The sequence below is a fragment of the Streptomyces sp. NPDC020681 genome, assembly GCF_044334895.1.
Classification (GTDB): Bacteria; Actinomycetota; Actinomycetes; order Streptomycetales; family Streptomycetaceae; genus Streptomyces.
On record NZ_JBIRTX010000002.1, the window covers coordinates 627,404 to 641,493 of the forward strand.

A 14,090-nucleotide genomic window follows, 5' to 3' on the forward strand; every position below is an offset into this window, starting at 1 on the left:
GAGCTCTCGGACTGATGAACCGCGCAGCGGGTTCCGCGACACAGGGGACACGATCGAGGCTGTGACTTCGAGCGATGGGTGGCCAGGGGCGCTCGGATCCGCCCTGGGCCGCCCTCCGTGACGATTCCTGGTTGGCCACTGTGTCGACGTTGGCCACTGTGTCGACCGATAGTTGGCCATCGGGGGTCCGAACTGCCTGGCCGAGTCTGATTCTGGAGACCGACGTGCTTCGGCCCCCGTACTGCTGTGCAGCGCGGGGCCGAAGGCGTGCCATCCTCGCTCCGGCTCAGGTCACTGGATTTCGGTGGCTCTGGTCACCATGCGTTGATGACCGGCGCGTCGTGCTCGTGCTGCCGCCAGGCCTCGTTGAGGCGCCCGAGCCGGTCCGCTGCGGCGATGCCGCGCAGGGACGCGATCTTGCCGTCGCTGACTTCGAACGCCACGGCTCCCACGACCCGGTCGTCGACCACGGCGAGGACGGCCGGGGAGCCGTTGACCAGCGCGATATGGATTGCGGGCGAGCCGCCGGCCAGCCGCCGCTTCGCCGGCGTGGGCTTGAAGCCGGCCCGCACGTAGGAGGCGACCCGCTCGCGCGTCTTGTACCGCAACAGCCGCTTGGCCAGTCCGGCGCCGTCCGAGATCGCCGTCACGTCGTCGGTGAGCAGCGCCACCAGCCGTTCGGTGCGCCCCGACGTGGCGGCGGCGAGGAACTCCTCGACGACCCGGCGCGCGGACGCGGGGTCGGCCTCGCCGCCGCGGCGGCGCTCGGCGGCGACCCGGATCCGGGCCCGGTGGACATGCTGCTGGCTCGCGGACTCGGTGATGTCGAGGATCCCGGCGATCTCGGCGTGGCTGTACGAGAAGGCCTCACGCAGGACGTAGACGGCCCGCTCGACCGGCGAGAGGCGCTCCAAGAGGGTCAGTACGGCCAAGGAAACCGATTCGCGCTGCTCGAAGGTGTCGGCCGGGCCGAGCATCGGGTCGCCCTCGAGGAGTGGCTCGGGCAGCCAGGCACCGGCCGCTCGCTCGTGGCGCGCCTGCGCCGAGCGGAGCCGGTCGAGGCAGAGATTGGTGACGACCTTGGTCAGCCACGCTTCCGGCATCTCGACCCGTTCGCGGTCTGCGGCCTGCCAGCGCAGGAACGTGTCCTGCACGGCGTCCTCGGCGTCGGCGGCCGAGCCGAGCAGACGGTACGCCAGCGAGGCCAGCCGGCCCCGGCTGGCCTCGAACAGATCGATGGCTGCACTGTCCATGCGGAACAACCTATGCGGCGACCCTCACACCGGCCCGGTCAGGCGCGGTGGCCAGGCGGCGCTTGCGCTTCGGCATGCCGAAGGTGGGGTGGACGATGGCCCACCCGGCCCCCTTGAGCACGCCCGACTTGAGCCGTGCGGCGGCCTTGCCGCCCAGGTACCAGGACTTCGACCGGACGTCCCCGTCCACCATCTGGAAGATCGCGTCCCGCCGCCCGAGGCTGATGTGGTTGCCGTAGTACTTCAGCGCGGTGGTCGGGACCTTGTTGCCCGTCAGGCGCGCGATGATCGCAGCGGTCGCCTGCATGTTGGTGTAGCCGGCCGAGCCGCAGGACATCGGCAGCGGCCGGCCGTTCTCGCCGATCGCGTAGGCGCAGTCACCGGCGGCGTAGACGTCCGGGTGCGAGACCGAGCGCATGCTGCGGTCGACGACGATCTGGCCGGTCTCGGCGACCTCCAGGCCGCTGGCGGCCGCGATGGGGTGCACGGCGAACCCGGCCGACCACACGGTCACGTCGGCAGGGATGGACGTACCGTCGGCGGCGATCGCCCGCGTCGGCTCGACGGCTTCGATGCCGGTGTGCTCATGGACGGTGATGCCGAGCCGGTCGAAGGCCTGGCGCAGGTGACGGCGGGCCTTCGGGGAGAGCCAGGCGCCCAGCTCACCGCGGGCGGCGAGCGCGACCGAGAGGTCGGGCCGGGACTCGGCGAACTCGGTGGCGGTCTCGATGCCGGTCAGCCCCTCACCGACGACCAGCACGGTGCCGCCCTCGCCCAGGCCGGCCAGGCGCTCGCGCAGCCGCAGCGCCGAGGACCGGCCGGTCACATCGAAGGCGTACTCGGCCACGCCGGGGACGCCATGGTGGGCCACGGAGCTGCCGAGCGCGTAGAGAAGCGTGTCGTACGCGAGCTCGCCGTCGCCGTCGCCGTCGCCGTCCTCGCTCGTCACGGCGACGGTCCTGCGCTCGGGGTCGACGCCGGTGACGCGCGCCAGGCGCAGCCGCACCCCGGTGCCCGCGAATACGTCGTCGAGCTTGCGGAACGCGAGGTCCTGGCCGATCGCGAGCTGGTGGAGCCGCATCCGCTCAACGAAGTCGGGCACGGCGTTGACGACGGTGATCTCGGTGTCGGCGGAGGAGAGCCGACGAGCCAGGTTTCCGGCGGCGAAGGCCCCGGCGTATCCGGCGCCGAGTACGACGATGCGGTGCTTCATGGCGTTGCTCCTGTCTCGTTCGCGTGCCCCTTGAACGAGACGGCGCCCCGATTGCTGACAGGAGCCGGGTGTGACGCGGGTCACCGAACCAAGACGTGCGGCTGAGCCTCCGGCAGATGCTCGTTGGGCTCTCAGAGCGCGTCTGTGAACTTGCCAGTCCGACGTGGTCCGTGCAGGCTCGGCCGAGGGCGCCCCATGCCGCGATGAGTTCCGGCCGGGTCGCGAGTCTGTTCTGGTGTGCGTCGTAGGACGTCGTACGACGCTGCCCGGCACGAGACACCACGGAGGACACCCATGACGACCACGCCCGGCAACGCGAGCAGCAACCTCCCCGGCAAGCCGCCCGTCGTCGACCTGGCCACCTGGCAGAAGGCGCGCGAGGAGCTGCTGGTCCGCGAGAAGGCGCACACCCGTGAGGGTGACGCGATCGCCGCGGCCAGGCGGCGGCTGCCGATGGTCGAGTTCGACGGCGCGGTCGAGGTCACCGGCGTTGACGGGCCGGTCCCGTTCCTCGACCTGTTCCAGGGTCGCGACGAGCTCGTGGTCTACAAGCACATGTGGTACGACGGCGCGCCGCACCAGGGGCAGTGCGAGGGCTGCACCACGACGGCCTGGCACGTGAAGGACGCCGTCTACCTCAACGCCCGGGGCGTCTCGTTCGCCGTCCTGACCTCGGGCCCGTGGGACGAGGTGGCTTCCTTCGTCGAGTTCATGGGTTACAGCCAGCCCTGGTACTCGGTGCGGGGCGTGGAGGCGCCGGTCGGCGGAGAAATGGGGCACATCGTCTGCTTCCTGCGCGACGGCGACCGCGTGTTCCTCACCTACTCCACGACGGGCCGTGGCAACGAGCCGGTCAACGGCTCCCTCAGCCTGCTCGACATGACGCCCTACGGCCGCGGCGAGGCGTGGGAGGACAACCCCGAGGGCCGGCCCGTGATCGGCGATGTCCGTGAGGGGCACCCGTCCGAGGGCCGCCAGGCCTGCTGGTACTGGCGCTCGGACGCCGACGGCGTCGCCACCTGGGGCCCGACCAGCCGGCCCGTGCCGCAGTGGACCCGGCCCGGCGCGACTCCCGTGGAGACCCTCGGCCGGCACGGTCACCACCACTGACCGGTGCCCGGATGGTTCTTTGGGCGCACGGTCCCTTCGGCGGCCTTCAGTTGAGCTGTTCGGCCAGTCCGACGACGATGCCCTCGGGGCCGCGGACGTAGCAGAGCCGATAGATGTCCTCGTACTGCGCCAGCTCGCCGACGAGTTCGGCGCCGTGGGTGCGCAGGCGGGCGACGACGTCCTCGATGTCGTCGACGGCGAACATGATGCGACGAATGCCCAGCGTGTTCGCCGGTGCGTCCTTCGGCTCGGCGCTGATCGCCTTCGGCCTGCGGAACATCGCCAGCTCGATTCGCCCGTGGCCGTCCGGGGTCCGCAGCATTGCGACGTCCTGTCGGACATCGTCGATCCCGATGACACGCTCCACCCAACGTCCCTCGATTGGCGCCTTGTTCTCCAACTCCATGCCAAGTTCGACGAAGAACGAAATAACAGCGTCAAGGTCGTCGACAACGATGAGGACGTTGTCCATCCGCTGGATCGTCATGCTGGGTCTCCTTGGTACGGCAGCCAGGGTGGCCGCATCCACCCCTGAGACGGAGCCGCCAGGCCGTTCTCGACATCCTCTGCAACTTCTTCTCGAGAACCTCGTGACGCGGCAGTGCCCTTCACGCGCCAGCCGTACGTCAGGCGGCGTAGCAGAGCACCTCGGGGCCGGCCGGGGCCGAGGCGCGGGCCACGGTCGCGTGCACGGGACGGCCGGTGCGGACGGTGGCCGCGGCCTGCGAGCGGTTCCGCGCGAAGACGACGAGGCGCAGCACCGCGAACCGCGCGACACCGGCGAGTGCGGAGGCGGACAGGTAGACGACCTGCGCGAGCACCGCACCGGGCGCCGCCACCAGCTGCTGCAGGACAAGCATCGCCACGCAGGTCACCGCGTACGCAGCCGCCGCGGACCCGGCCGACTGCGCATGCTGGCGCCAGGTCGCGCGCCCGCCCGCGCCGAAGGTGAAGCGGGCGTGCAGCTCGGTGGCGAGCAGCGTGGAGACCACGGTGATCAGCGCGTTGGCCAGGACCCAGGGAATCCAGGAGGCGAGGGCCGCCACGGCGAAGCTGGAGGCGAGCCCGACCCCGCCGCCGCAGAGCACGAAGCGGGCGAAGGCGGTGAAGGCGCCGGGTGCCGTCTGCTCCTGGCCCTGTTCTCTCTCCATGACCCGTCCCCCATTTGATGGCTCACTCCGCGAAACGCGCACGCCTCGGTCTGCGAGGCCGAGGCGTGCGCTGCCTGTGGTGCCATCTTGGCACATGCGTGACACCAAGGCGAGCCAAATATGGCACCACCCGTGTTTCCGATGGCACCACGGCGTGGACGGAGTCGCGAATGTGCAGGTCAGCGAGTCAGTGCAGCCCTGCCCGCGCTGGGTTCGTTCGCTCGCCGCAGCTCGGAGTCAAGCCGCGTGCTGGTGGGTCGAGTAGGTCAGATAGCCCGCGTCACCACCCTGGTAGTACGTGGCCTCGTCGACGGGGGCGATCGGAAGTCCGCCCCGCAGCCGCTCGACCAGGTCGGGGTTGGCGAGGAAGGCGCGGCCGAAGCTGATGAGATCGGCGCCCAGGCCGAGCCAGTGGTCGGCGTCGTCCCGGCCGGTCTGCTTCGGTCCCATCGGAAGCACGGGGTTCATGACGAGGGTGCCCGGCCACGCCCGGCGCAGGGCGACGAGCACCTCTTCGTCGGCGGTGGCTTCGACGTGCACGTATGCCAGCCCGAGGGGGGCCAGTTCGGTCAGCAGCGCGGTGTAGAGGTCGCGGACCTCGGTGTCCTCGACTCCCCAGAACGTTCCGCCCGGTGAGAGCCGGATGCCGGTCCTGGCCCCGCCGACGGCCTCGACGGTGGCGGCGGCCGCTTCGACGGCGAATCTGATCCGGTTGGCGATCGGGCCTCCGTAGCGGTCCGTGCGCAGGTTGGCGTTGGACGAGAGGAACTGCGAGATCAGGTAGCCGTTGGCGCCGTGCAGTTCCACGCCGTCGAAGCCCGCGTCGACGGCACGGCGGGCGGCCCGGGCGTAGGACTGTGCGTGCTCGGGCACTTCGGCTGTGTCCAGTGCGCGCGGCATCGGAGCGGGCTTGGGCCCGGTCGGGGTGAACACGTCGCCGACGGCAGGGACGGCCGAGGGTCCGACCGGCTGCAGGCCGGTCGTGTCGGAGTGTGAAACCCGGCCGCCGTGCATGAGTTGGGCGAAGATCCGTCCGCCGTTGGCGTGGACGGCGGCGGTCACGGGACGCCATGCCTCGACCTGCTCGTCGGTGTGCAGTCCCGGTGTACCCGGGTTGGACTGCCCGATCACGCTCGGCTGCACTCCCTCGCTCACGATCAGCCCGGCCGTGGCGCGCTGGGCGTAGTAGGTCGCCATCGACGGCGTCGCCAGGCCACCGGCGGCGGCCCGGACCCGGGTCATCGGGGCCATGACCATCCGGTTGGGCAGCGTGAGGCCGCCGAGCCGGTAGCTGGTGAAAAGGGTCGTCATGTCAGGACTCCTTCGCGGTCCGCCGTGCCCGCGCCTCGGGCACATCGGCTACGCTAAAACCTGACACTGACGTCAGAGGCAAGTGTCTGTGACGCAGAACTCAGCCGGGAGGGCCTTATGCGGATCGGGGAGCTCGCGTCACGGGCTGGAGTCAGCGTCCGGTCCGTGCGCTACTACGAGGAGCAGGGGCTCCTCGCCAGCACCCGCAGTCCCAGCGGGCAGCGGCACTACACGGACGGCGAGGTCGATCGGGTCGCGTTCATCCAGCGGTTGTACGCCGCGGGCCTGTCCAGCCGCACCATCGTCGAGCTGCTGCCCTGCGTCGACGCGCCCAGTGAGGAGCACTCCGATTCTGCGCTGGAGCGGATGGCACTGGAGCGCGAGCGGCTCTCCACGCACATCGCCGACCTCGTGCGGACCAGGGACACGCTCGACGGGCTGATGGCCACGGCCCGGGCGCACCGGGAACAGCTGGGGACGGCCGCGGCTGCCGGCTGACTACCGCACGGGCTCGGGGACGTACGACAGCGACAACAGCGACAACAGCGACAACAGGGCCTCCTGGCACATCGGTTGGTTTCGCAACCCCGAGCTGCCGAGAGGCCCTGCCTTCATGCGCCGACGTCACCACCATCACGGACGTCACCGCCATCACCCGATCAGGACCCGTGTTCGATCCCGCAACCCCGTCGATCGGTTGGCGGATGGCTTCTCTAGTTCTTGACCTTGACCGGGGTCAGCGTGAATCCGTTGTTGGGCTTGCCCATCAGCAGGTCGGGCAGCCCACCGCTGAGGGCGAAGGTCGACCCGTGGGGACCCGCGGCGATGCCGCTGGTGACGGGGGCCGCGACGGTGTCGGTGACATCCAACGTGGCGTACTTCCAGTCGTCGCACGGGCGCACCCGCTGGATCTGAGCGGGCTTGCCGGTCAGGAGGCCGCTGCTGACCGCTGCGATGGAGCCGTCCGGCAGCACCCGGATGCCGGCGGTGAGGGTGGCCAACGGCGCGGAGAGCGCTACCTTCCGGGCCCGCTCGGGGTGGTTGACCGGTACCCGGACCAGAGAGCCGTCGGCCTTGGCGATGACGAGGTGGTTCTGCGGCGTCCACGCCACCGCGGTCATCCCGATGCCGGACAGGAAGTTGGGAACGTCGACCGTTCCCTTCAGGAGATCGCTGCGCAGGAGGACCGAGGCGCGGCCCTTGCGGTCGATGCGGAACACCGTCGGGGTGAGCTGGTCCACCGCGTACGCGGTGCCGTCGGGCGCCACCGTCACATCGGCGATCAAGTGCTGCTTGCCGTCGGCGGCGACCTTGGCCAGATCGGCGTACCAGCGACGCTTGCCGCTGGTCAGGTCGTAACTGCCCACTCCGGCGACACGGAACGTGGTGTCCTTGGACGAGCGGTCGGCAAGGCCGTAGTCCACGTTGCTGGCGAGAACGCGGTGCCTGTCGCGGTCGACGCGGACCGCTTGGACGGACACCAGGCTCGGGTCGTCGACGAGGGTGCGCACCGTTCCGTCGAGACCGACGGTGGAGATCGTGCTGTGCTTCAGCGAGCCGACGACGAAGCTCTTCGACTGCCGGTTGTAGTCGACCGAGTGGGGGAACACCCCCGGGCCGTTGGCCTTGATGACGTTGTGCGCGGCGTTTTCGGTCTGCTCGATCCTGTGCCTCGGCCGGCCGTCATCCGTGGAGGCGGCGGCCGTCATGACGGCGGTACCGGTGGTGAGCACTGCGGTGAAAGCGGCGGCAGCGAGCACGAGCTTGAGCTTCATGGAAATCTTCCTCCGTCTGTTGATGCGTTCTTCGGATGCGTTCGTCTGATGCGTTCTTCGCGCAAAGCTGTGAGTGATTGAGCGCGGCGTCGACGCTGCCGCGGACGGCGTTGGAGTACGGGCGGACCGGCTGCGGGCGGGGGAGTTCAGCCGGTGATCTCGCGTCCGAGCAGGGCTGCCAGGCGGTCGATCGCGGGAGCATCCGCCATGGCGGTACGGGACGGTGCGAACGGGCCGTCCGGGGCGGGCGGCAGCTGCGCCACCAGACCGCGGGCGAACTCCGTCTCCCGCTCGACCGCGGTGTCGTCGAACAGGGCCTTCCGGCCGGTGGCCTGCGCCAGATCCCAGCCGTGCACCAGGTGCTCCATGGTCTGCAGGTGCAGTGCGACGACGCCGGGCACCGCGCCGATCGGGGCCTGGACCGTGCGCTCCAGTGCTCCGGGCGGCGCGAAGGCGGCCACCAAAGTGCCGGCGGACTGGCGGAACGCCGCCTTCAGCGAGGCCGGCATGGACTCGGTGCCGACCGGCTGCTCGGGGCCATCCGCGGTGGGCTGCTCGGCCATCACCTCGGTGAACACCCGCTGTCCCGTCAGCAGGTGGTCGACCAGCTGCCGAACGTTCCAGTCGGAGCAGGGCGTGGGCGCGGTCCACTGGTCATCGGTGACGGTCTCGACCAAGTGGGCAACGGTGTCGACGATGTCGGTGAAAGCCGTCACGGGCGTGCTGGGCATGGGAGATCTCCATCTACGGTCAAAAGGGGCAGGGCGGGGTGTTCCGATGGCTCGCCGAGTGCGGGCATCGGCCCGTTGGACATGGCTGCCAAGGGCACGTCGTGCCCTTGTTGCGGAGGTGGGACGAGCGGCAGCGTCGTCGGCGACGGCGAGGTGGCCATGACACGCGCCGCTCAGGTCACTCGTGGCCCGGTTACCGGCAGTTGGCAACCGCAGGGGCGCTCGTCCGGGCGTGACGCATCGTCCGGCGGGCTGTGGTTCGGTGTCGGTTCGTCAGCCGGGCGGTTGGACCAGGTGGATCAGGTATGGGATCGGATTAGGTACAGGATCAGGTACAGGATCAGGATCAGGATCAGGCGTGCGAGGAGTTGCGGGTGATGGAACTGTCGGCCGTCGCCACCTCCCCGGCAGGGTGGACGGTCTGGTTGAGCAACTGCAACGCCGCTTCGGATGCCGATCCAGGCTCGGCCGTCGTCACGACCAACCGGACCCCCTGCCCCCGCGGCACCGGCAGCGAGTGCTGCATCACGTCCATCTCCCCGACCAGCGGATGGCGCATCCGGTACTCGGCCAGATCCCAGGCCCGTACGCGGTGTTCGGCCCAGAGCGTGGCGAACTGCGGGCTCTGCATGGTCAGTTCACCGATCAGGGATGCCAGGCGCGGGTCGTCAGGGTATTCGCCGACCGCCTGCCGCAGCTTTCCCACCACGTCTCTGGCCTTCCTCGGCCAGTCCACGTAGAGGTCCCGCGTGTGCGCGTCCAGGAACACCAGCCGGGCCGTGTTCGGACGCTCGGCCACCCGGTCCGGGCTGTCCGCGTTCAGGTGCCCCGCGAACAGAGCGTGCCCGGCACGGTTCCAGGCCAGCACGTCCGAGCGTCGGCCGATGACAACCACCGGTGCATCACCGAAGGTGTCCATCAACTGCCGTACCGCCGGGGTGACCCGCTCGGCGGGCAGTCGGCGACGGCGAGTCTGCTGCCGGCCATCACCAGCCAGGTCGTGCAGGTGACGTCGCTCCGCGTCGTCCAGCCCCAACGCCTTGGCCAGCGCATCGAGGACCTGCGGCGACGCGTTCAGCGACAGCCCTTGCTCCAGCCGGATGTAGTAAGCCACGCTGACCCCCGCCAGCTGGGCCAGTTCCTCGCGCCGCAGCCCCGGCACCCGCCGCCGCTCGCCGTACTCCGGCAGCCCCACGTCCGCCGGCTTCAACTGCGCCCGGCGCGTGGACAAGAACTCGCCGAGGAGGGGCTTGCCGTGCCCTGTTTCGTTCATGCGACCGAGTATGGTCCGGCGCCCATTTCCTAGCCTGCCACTGCGAGTAACAGGCACCGAGACCGGCGGACACCGCGGACACCGCGGAGGCCGCGCCCCGCGGCCGGTATCCCGTATCTCGTGTCCCGTCTCCCGGAAGGCGGGAATCTCGGCACGCAGCCGCGAACCACACGGTCACCGTCAGGTTCCCCAGTCACCGAAAAGTGCGTTCTTCCATGTCAGCGCACTCTCTCTTACGGTTTCCGAGTAACCATCAGAGAGCGTGTGCGTCTCGGGTTCTGTGGGAGCAAGCCCACGGACTCTCAGCCAAGAAAGCAGGCAGCATGGCCATCACCCTGGTAAACCCCGAAGGACTGCCGAAGGTCGACATCTACCGGCAGGTGTCGATCGCGACCGGGTCGCGGCTGGTCCACGTCGCGGGTCAGGTCGCCCGCGATGCTGAGGGTGGCCGAGTCGGCGAAGGTGACCTCGCCGCGCAGGTCGAGCAGTGCTACCTCAACATCGGCACCGCCCTGGCCGAGGCCGGCGGCTCCTTCGCCGACGTCGTGAAGCTGACCGTCTACGTGGTCGACTTGACCCCGGACAAGATGCCCCTGTTCCTGGAGGGCGTCGCCCGGGCGGCCGCGAAGCTGGGGGTCACCCCGGTACCGCCGCTCACCGGGTTGGGTGTCGCCGCGCTGGCCGAGCCCGACCTCCTGGTGGAGGTCGAAGCCACCGCGGTCCTCGACTGATCCAAACGAAACCGCACAGTCGTGGTCAGGGGTCCTCGGGGTCCAGCTCGAAGACGAAATAGACGCTCAGGCAGTAGGGCTCGTCTTCGCCGTGGAAGAAATCCCACGACACGTCTTGCAGGCGGATGTTCTGTTCCCGCACCCATTCATGGGCTTTCCTGAAGGCATCCGCGGCAGTTGTGGCGGGGAACAGCTTCCTGGCGATGGGATGCACCCCGGTCTCAGCGTCCGAGTCGTCGAAACCCTCCGGAACGTCCAGGCAGAAGTTGGGATCCAGCACCATGGGGTGCGCCCCTTCCAGTCGGTTTACCAGTACGAGTCGACAGAGGTTGACCTCCGAGCACGACGCCCGGAAAGACCGCCGCACACCCGGAAGAGTTGCTTCTGGCGACCGTCCGGCGGTGTCGCAGCCGGTGTCGCAGCCGGTGTCGCGGGCCCGCGATGATCCACGTCCGCGCCTCAGTCCCGGTGGTTCACGATGTTGACGACGTTGCCGTCCGGTGCCCGGACAAGAAACCGGCGTACGCCCCAGGCCTCCGTCGTCAGCGGACGTACGATTTCGAAGCCCAGTTCCTGCGCCTCCGCATAGGCGGAGTCGACGTCGTCCGTGTGCACGGAGACGACCGAGTCCTCGGATGCGGTGGCGTCACGCGTGACGAGCTGGATGTTCGCCCCGGTTTCGGGCGAGGTGTAGCGGGCCACCCATCCCAGGTTGAACTCCTCGGTGCTCAGCCCGAGGTAGTCGGTGTAGAAGCTCTTCGCCGCGTCGACGTCGGCCACCCGAAGGTTGGCCATGATGCGGTTGGCGCGCATGTGATTCCTCCAGTTCCCTGTCCGGCAGTTCCCTGTCCGGGGCGACGATCACGAGCGCCGTCGTGCCGTAACGGACGGCCAGCAGGAGTCGACCCAGGACACAGCCTGAACCAAACATCGCGCAGCGCAGTGGATGGCGCGGATGGTGTGGATGGCTGCGAATGAATCCGTCCTACGGTTCGACGAACGCCCGGGTCAGATGGGCGGGTGCCAGCAGGGCCCGGTGGGCCGCAGCTCGCTCCAGCAGTGCCTCGCGGGAGGCTCGGGCGGTGTCCGGGTCGCGTTCGTGGGCGTAGGCGACGGCCGGGTTGCCCAACTGGACGGCGTGCACCAGTGCGTCGCCGGTGACGACGACGTCCCGGCCGCCGGGCTGTTCGACAAGTACGGACTGGTGGCCCGGTGTGTGTCCGGGCGTGGGAAGCAGGGTCACCCCATGCCTCAGCCGGTGCTCCCCGTGCACTTCGTCGAGCTGTCCCGTTGCGCGCAGCGGCTCGACGACCCACCGCCACACCGGGTCCGACCGATCGAGGGCTGCCGTCTCCGCGTGCTGGACGAGGTAACGGGCCTGAGGAAAGAAGGGGTCCCCGGCTGCCGTCGTCGACCAGCCCACGTGGTCCTCGTGGAGGTGGGTCAGGACGACCGCCGCGACGTCCGCCGGGGCGATCCCGGCTTCGCCGAGCGCCTCCGGCAGCCGGCCGGGCACCGGGCACCACGGAGCGCCCGGGCCCTCGGCCGGCCCGACGCCCGCGTCGACCAGGGCCCAGCGCCCGCCGGGCAGCTCGATCGCGAAGCACCAGAAGTTCAGCCGCCACGTCCCGTCCGGCCCGTGTGCGTCAGGATCGAGGGAGGCCGCGCGTGCCCAGTCGCTTTCGCTCGCACCGGGAAAGGCGAGCCGCTCCGGCTTGAAGAACGTGCCGGCGGCGTCCAGCAATGCCAGAACCGCTCCGTGCCGTTCCAATGTGCCCTCCTGGGTCCTGCCCTGCCCTGCCCTGCCCTGCCCTGCCCTGTCCTGTCCGGTCAGGTCCTGTCCGGTCAGTTTCCGCCTCGCCCGACCTGTCCTGTGGACGCCGCTGTACAGGGGCGTGCCCGAGTGCCCGCTGTCACCACAGCGACGACTTGAAGAAACGCAGCACGAAGGCCATGAGCGCCAGCAGCAGCACTCCCGCGATCACGGCCATGGCCACCGCGGCTTGTCTCGCCTCGGCCCATCGGCCATTGCGCTCGCTCATCGGCACCTCCCGGCGGCACTGTAGCGCGCTCGTTCGAGTCTGAATGGCGCAGTCGAGCCGCCCCGCCAGCCACCCAGGGGTGGGCGGAAAACGAGGGGCGGACCATGCATCCGGCCAGCAGAATGCAAGCATGAACGACCGGCCCGACGACGTCCCCGGCACCTCCACGCCAGCCCGGGCGACGGACTGGATCTCCACGCCCACTGCCACGCCCACCACCGCGCCCGCCTCCACACCCATCTCGACACCCATCTCCACGCCCATCACCGCGGACCTCCTGCGCGGAGCCCTGGATCTGGAGCGCGCCGAACACGGAGTGCTGCCGCATCGGCTCCCCGCCCGGGCCCGGGCGCAGTGTTCCGACGGGCAGTTGGCCATGGCGGAGGCCCAGCCCTCCGGCGTACGGGTGGTGTTCCGCACGCGGGCCACCGTCGTCGAGCTGGATGCGCACCGCACCAAGAACGCCTACCAGGGCGCCCCACCCCGCCCCGATGGCGTGTACGACCTGCTCGTCGACGGCAGGCTGACCGGGCAGGCCGGTGTGACGGGCGGCAATGTACTGATGGTGGACATGGCGACCGGGTCCGCGGAGATCCTGCCCGGCCCGGTCGGCACCGTCCGGTTCTCCGGACTCCCCGACCGCGTCAAGGACGTCGAGATCTGGCTGCCGTACAACGAGATCACCCAGCTGGTCGCCCTGCGCACCGACGCTCCCGTCGAGCCGCTGCCGGATGAGGGCCGCAAGAAGTGGCTGCACCACGGCAGTTCGATCAGCCACGGCTCCGACGCCGCAAGCCCCAGCACAACCTGGCCCGCACTGGCCGGCTCCCTCGGCGGCGTGGAACTGACCAACCTGGGTCTGGGCGGCAGCGCTCTGCTCGACCCGTTCACCGCGCGGGCCCTGCGCGACTGCCCCGCCGACCTGATCAGCGTCAAGATCGGCATCAACCTCGTCAACACCGACCTGATGCGCCTGCGCGCTTTCGGCCCCGCGGTGCACGGCTTCCTCGACACCATCCGCGAGGGCCATCCGACGACTCCGCTGCTGGTCGTCTCGCCCATCCTGTGCCCCATCCACGAGGACACCCCCGGCCCCAGCGCCCTGGACTTCAGCAACCTCAGCGCGGGAAAGCTCCGGTTCCAGGCTGCGGGCGACCCTGCGGAGCGGGTCGGCGGGAAGCTGACCCTCACTGTCATACGGGACGAACTGGCCCGCCTCGTCAGGCAGCGGGCGGCCGACGACCCGGACCTGCACTACCTCGACGGCCGCGACCTCTACGGCGAGGTGGACTTCGCCGAACTGCCGCTGCCCGACCAACTCCACCCGGACGCCGCCGCACACCGCCGCATCGGCGAACGCTTCGCCGCGCTGGCCTTCGGGTCCGGCGGCCCGTTCGCCGCCATACGTGCCTGACTCGTCCAACCGTCCAACCGTCCAACCGCCCACCGTCCAATCGCTCATCCGGCCACTTCGAGCGCGTCGCCGGCGCGCACCACGAG

16 protein-coding genes are annotated in these 14,090 nt (G+C 69.9%); 4 read left to right on the forward strand and 12 right to left on the reverse strand.

Going from position 1 to position 14,090, the window contains the following annotated elements; genetic code table 11:
• Positions 1-314 precede the first annotated feature (314 nt).
• Together ACH4YL_RS06450 and ACH4YL_RS06455 are read right to left on the reverse strand one after the other, a co-directional pair.
• Complete coding sequence (locus ACH4YL_RS06450; RefSeq protein WP_398505389.1) at positions 315-1,253, reverse strand: sigma-70 family RNA polymerase sigma factor; 939 nt, start codon at positions 1,251-1,253, stop codon at positions 315-317.
• Between the two features lie 10 nt (positions 1,254-1,263).
• Positions 1,264-2,466 (reverse strand): NAD(P)/FAD-dependent oxidoreductase, encoded by a 1,203-nt coding sequence (locus ACH4YL_RS06455; RefSeq protein WP_398505390.1) that lies wholly within the window; start codon positions 2,464-2,466, stop codon positions 1,264-1,266.
• A gap of 294 nt (positions 2,467-2,760) precedes the next feature.
• Here ACH4YL_RS06455 and ACH4YL_RS06460 point away from each other — a divergent pair, with 294 nt between their 5' ends.
• On the forward strand, positions 2,761-3,576 hold the full coding sequence (locus tag ACH4YL_RS06460; protein ID WP_398505391.1) for a DUF899 domain-containing protein: 816 nt from the start codon (positions 2,761-2,763) through the stop codon (positions 3,574-3,576).
• Positions 3,577-3,622: 46 nt separating this feature from the next.
• Here ACH4YL_RS06460 and ACH4YL_RS06465 read toward each other — a convergent pair whose 3' ends face one another.
• From ACH4YL_RS06465 to ACH4YL_RS06475, 3 genes are all read right to left on the reverse strand, one after another.
• On the reverse strand, positions 3,623-4,063 hold the full coding sequence (locus ACH4YL_RS06465; RefSeq protein ID WP_398505392.1) for a VOC family protein: 441 nt from the start codon (positions 4,061-4,063) through the stop codon (positions 3,623-3,625).
• A gap of 139 nt (positions 4,064-4,202) precedes the next feature.
• Positions 4,203-4,727, reverse strand: a complete 525-nt coding sequence (locus ACH4YL_RS06470) for a hypothetical protein (RefSeq protein WP_398505393.1) — start codon at positions 4,725-4,727, stop codon at positions 4,203-4,205.
• A gap of 237 nt (positions 4,728-4,964) precedes the next feature.
• Positions 4,965-6,038 (reverse strand): alkene reductase, encoded by a 1,074-nt coding sequence (locus ACH4YL_RS06475; protein WP_398505394.1) that lies wholly within the window; start codon positions 6,036-6,038, stop codon positions 4,965-4,967.
• A gap of 117 nt (positions 6,039-6,155) precedes the next feature.
• On the opposite strand from ACH4YL_RS06475, the gene ACH4YL_RS06480 reads away from it, so the two are divergent.
• Positions 6,156-6,536, forward strand: a complete 381-nt coding sequence (locus ACH4YL_RS06480) for a MerR family transcriptional regulator (RefSeq protein ID WP_398505396.1) — start codon at positions 6,156-6,158, stop codon at positions 6,534-6,536.
• A 215-nt stretch (positions 6,537-6,751) separates the two neighbouring features.
• Here the strand turns inward: ACH4YL_RS06480 and ACH4YL_RS06485 are convergent, their stop codons facing one another.
• The 3 genes from ACH4YL_RS06485 to ACH4YL_RS06495 all read right to left on the reverse strand — a co-directional run bounded on the left by ACH4YL_RS06485 (position 6,752) and on the right by ACH4YL_RS06495 (position 9,817).
• Positions 6,752-7,813, reverse strand: a complete 1,062-nt coding sequence (locus ACH4YL_RS06485; RefSeq protein ID WP_398505397.1) for a hypothetical protein — start codon at positions 7,811-7,813, stop codon at positions 6,752-6,754.
• Positions 7,814-7,959: 146 nt separating this feature from the next.
• Positions 7,960-8,544, reverse strand: a complete 585-nt coding sequence (locus ACH4YL_RS06490; RefSeq protein WP_398505398.1) for a TIGR03086 family metal-binding protein — start codon at positions 8,542-8,544, stop codon at positions 7,960-7,962.
• Positions 8,545-8,896: 352 nt separating this feature from the next.
• Positions 8,897-9,817: a helix-turn-helix domain-containing protein gene (locus ACH4YL_RS06495; RefSeq protein ID WP_398505399.1), complete on the reverse strand. Its 921-nt coding sequence runs from the start codon at positions 9,815-9,817 to the stop codon at positions 8,897-8,899.
• A 323-nt stretch (positions 9,818-10,140) separates the two neighbouring features.
• On the opposite strand from ACH4YL_RS06495, the gene ACH4YL_RS06500 reads away from it, so the two are divergent.
• Complete coding sequence (locus tag ACH4YL_RS06500) at positions 10,141-10,548, forward strand: RidA family protein (RefSeq protein WP_398505401.1); 408 nt, start codon at positions 10,141-10,143, stop codon at positions 10,546-10,548.
• 25 nt (positions 10,549-10,573) lie between these two features.
• On the opposite strand, the gene ACH4YL_RS06505 is transcribed toward ACH4YL_RS06500, so the two are convergent.
• The 4 genes from ACH4YL_RS06505 to ACH4YL_RS06520 form a co-directional block, all read right to left on the reverse strand.
• Entirely contained in the window at positions 10,574-10,831 is a 258-nt protein-coding gene (locus tag ACH4YL_RS06505; protein ID WP_398505403.1) for a hypothetical protein, read from the reverse strand.
• 176 nt (positions 10,832-11,007) lie between these two features.
• Positions 11,008-11,361, reverse strand: coding sequence for a VOC family protein (locus ACH4YL_RS06510; RefSeq protein WP_398505405.1), 354 nt, complete (start codon positions 11,359-11,361; stop codon positions 11,008-11,010).
• Between the two features lie 172 nt (positions 11,362-11,533).
• Entirely contained in the window at positions 11,534-12,319 is a 786-nt protein-coding gene (locus ACH4YL_RS06515) for an MBL fold metallo-hydrolase (RefSeq protein WP_398505406.1), read from the reverse strand.
• 142 nt (positions 12,320-12,461) lie between these two features.
• Positions 12,462-12,590 carry a hypothetical protein gene (locus tag ACH4YL_RS06520; protein ID WP_398505407.1) on the reverse strand — a complete coding sequence of 43 codons (129 nt, stop codon included), beginning with the start codon at positions 12,588-12,590 and terminating at the stop codon, positions 12,462-12,464.
• A gap of 130 nt (positions 12,591-12,720) precedes the next feature.
• Here ACH4YL_RS06520 and ACH4YL_RS06525 point away from each other — a divergent pair, with 130 nt between their 5' ends.
• Positions 12,721-14,004, forward strand: coding sequence for a GDSL-type esterase/lipase family protein (locus tag ACH4YL_RS06525; RefSeq protein WP_398505408.1), 1,284 nt, complete (start codon positions 12,721-12,723; stop codon positions 14,002-14,004).
• Positions 14,005-14,090: the final 86 nt, after the last annotated feature.

Coding starts and splice junctions, on each gene's coding strand:
- ACH4YL_RS06450 (WP_398505389.1), bottom strand. CDS start 1,253: ATGGACAGTGCAGCCATCGATCTGTTCGAGGCCAGCCGGGGCCGGCTG.
- ACH4YL_RS06455 (WP_398505390.1), bottom strand. CDS start 2,466: ATGAAGCACCGCATCGTCGTACTCGGCGCCGGATACGCCGGGGCCTTC.
- ACH4YL_RS06460 (WP_398505391.1), top strand. CDS start 2,761: ATGACGACCACGCCCGGCAACGCGAGCAGCAACCTCCCCGGCAAGCCG.
- ACH4YL_RS06465 (WP_398505392.1), bottom strand. CDS start 4,063: ATGACGATCCAGCGGATGGACAACGTCCTCATCGTTGTCGACGACCTT.
- ACH4YL_RS06470 (WP_398505393.1), bottom strand. CDS start 4,727: ATGGAGAGAGAACAGGGCCAGGAGCAGACGGCACCCGGCGCCTTCACC.
- ACH4YL_RS06475 (WP_398505394.1), bottom strand. CDS start 6,038: ATGACGACCCTTTTCACCAGCTACCGGCTCGGCGGCCTCACGCTGCCC.
- ACH4YL_RS06480 (WP_398505396.1), top strand. CDS start 6,156: ATGCGGATCGGGGAGCTCGCGTCACGGGCTGGAGTCAGCGTCCGGTCC.
- ACH4YL_RS06485 (WP_398505397.1), bottom strand. CDS start 7,813: ATGAAGCTCAAGCTCGTGCTCGCTGCCGCCGCTTTCACCGCAGTGCTC.
- ACH4YL_RS06490 (WP_398505398.1), bottom strand. CDS start 8,544: ATGCCCAGCACGCCCGTGACGGCTTTCACCGACATCGTCGACACCGTT.
- ACH4YL_RS06495 (WP_398505399.1), bottom strand. CDS start 9,817: ATGAACGAAACAGGGCACGGCAAGCCCCTCCTCGGCGAGTTCTTGTCC.
- ACH4YL_RS06500 (WP_398505401.1), top strand. CDS start 10,141: ATGGCCATCACCCTGGTAAACCCCGAAGGACTGCCGAAGGTCGACATC.
- ACH4YL_RS06505 (WP_398505403.1), bottom strand. CDS start 10,831: ATGGTGCTGGATCCCAACTTCTGCCTGGACGTTCCGGAGGGTTTCGAC.
- ACH4YL_RS06510 (WP_398505405.1), bottom strand. CDS start 11,361: ATGCGCGCCAACCGCATCATGGCCAACCTTCGGGTGGCCGACGTCGAC.
- ACH4YL_RS06520 (WP_398505407.1), bottom strand. CDS start 12,590: ATGAGCGAGCGCAATGGCCGATGGGCCGAGGCGAGACAAGCCGCGGTG.
- ACH4YL_RS06525 (WP_398505408.1), top strand. CDS start 12,721: ATGAACGACCGGCCCGACGACGTCCCCGGCACCTCCACGCCAGCCCGG.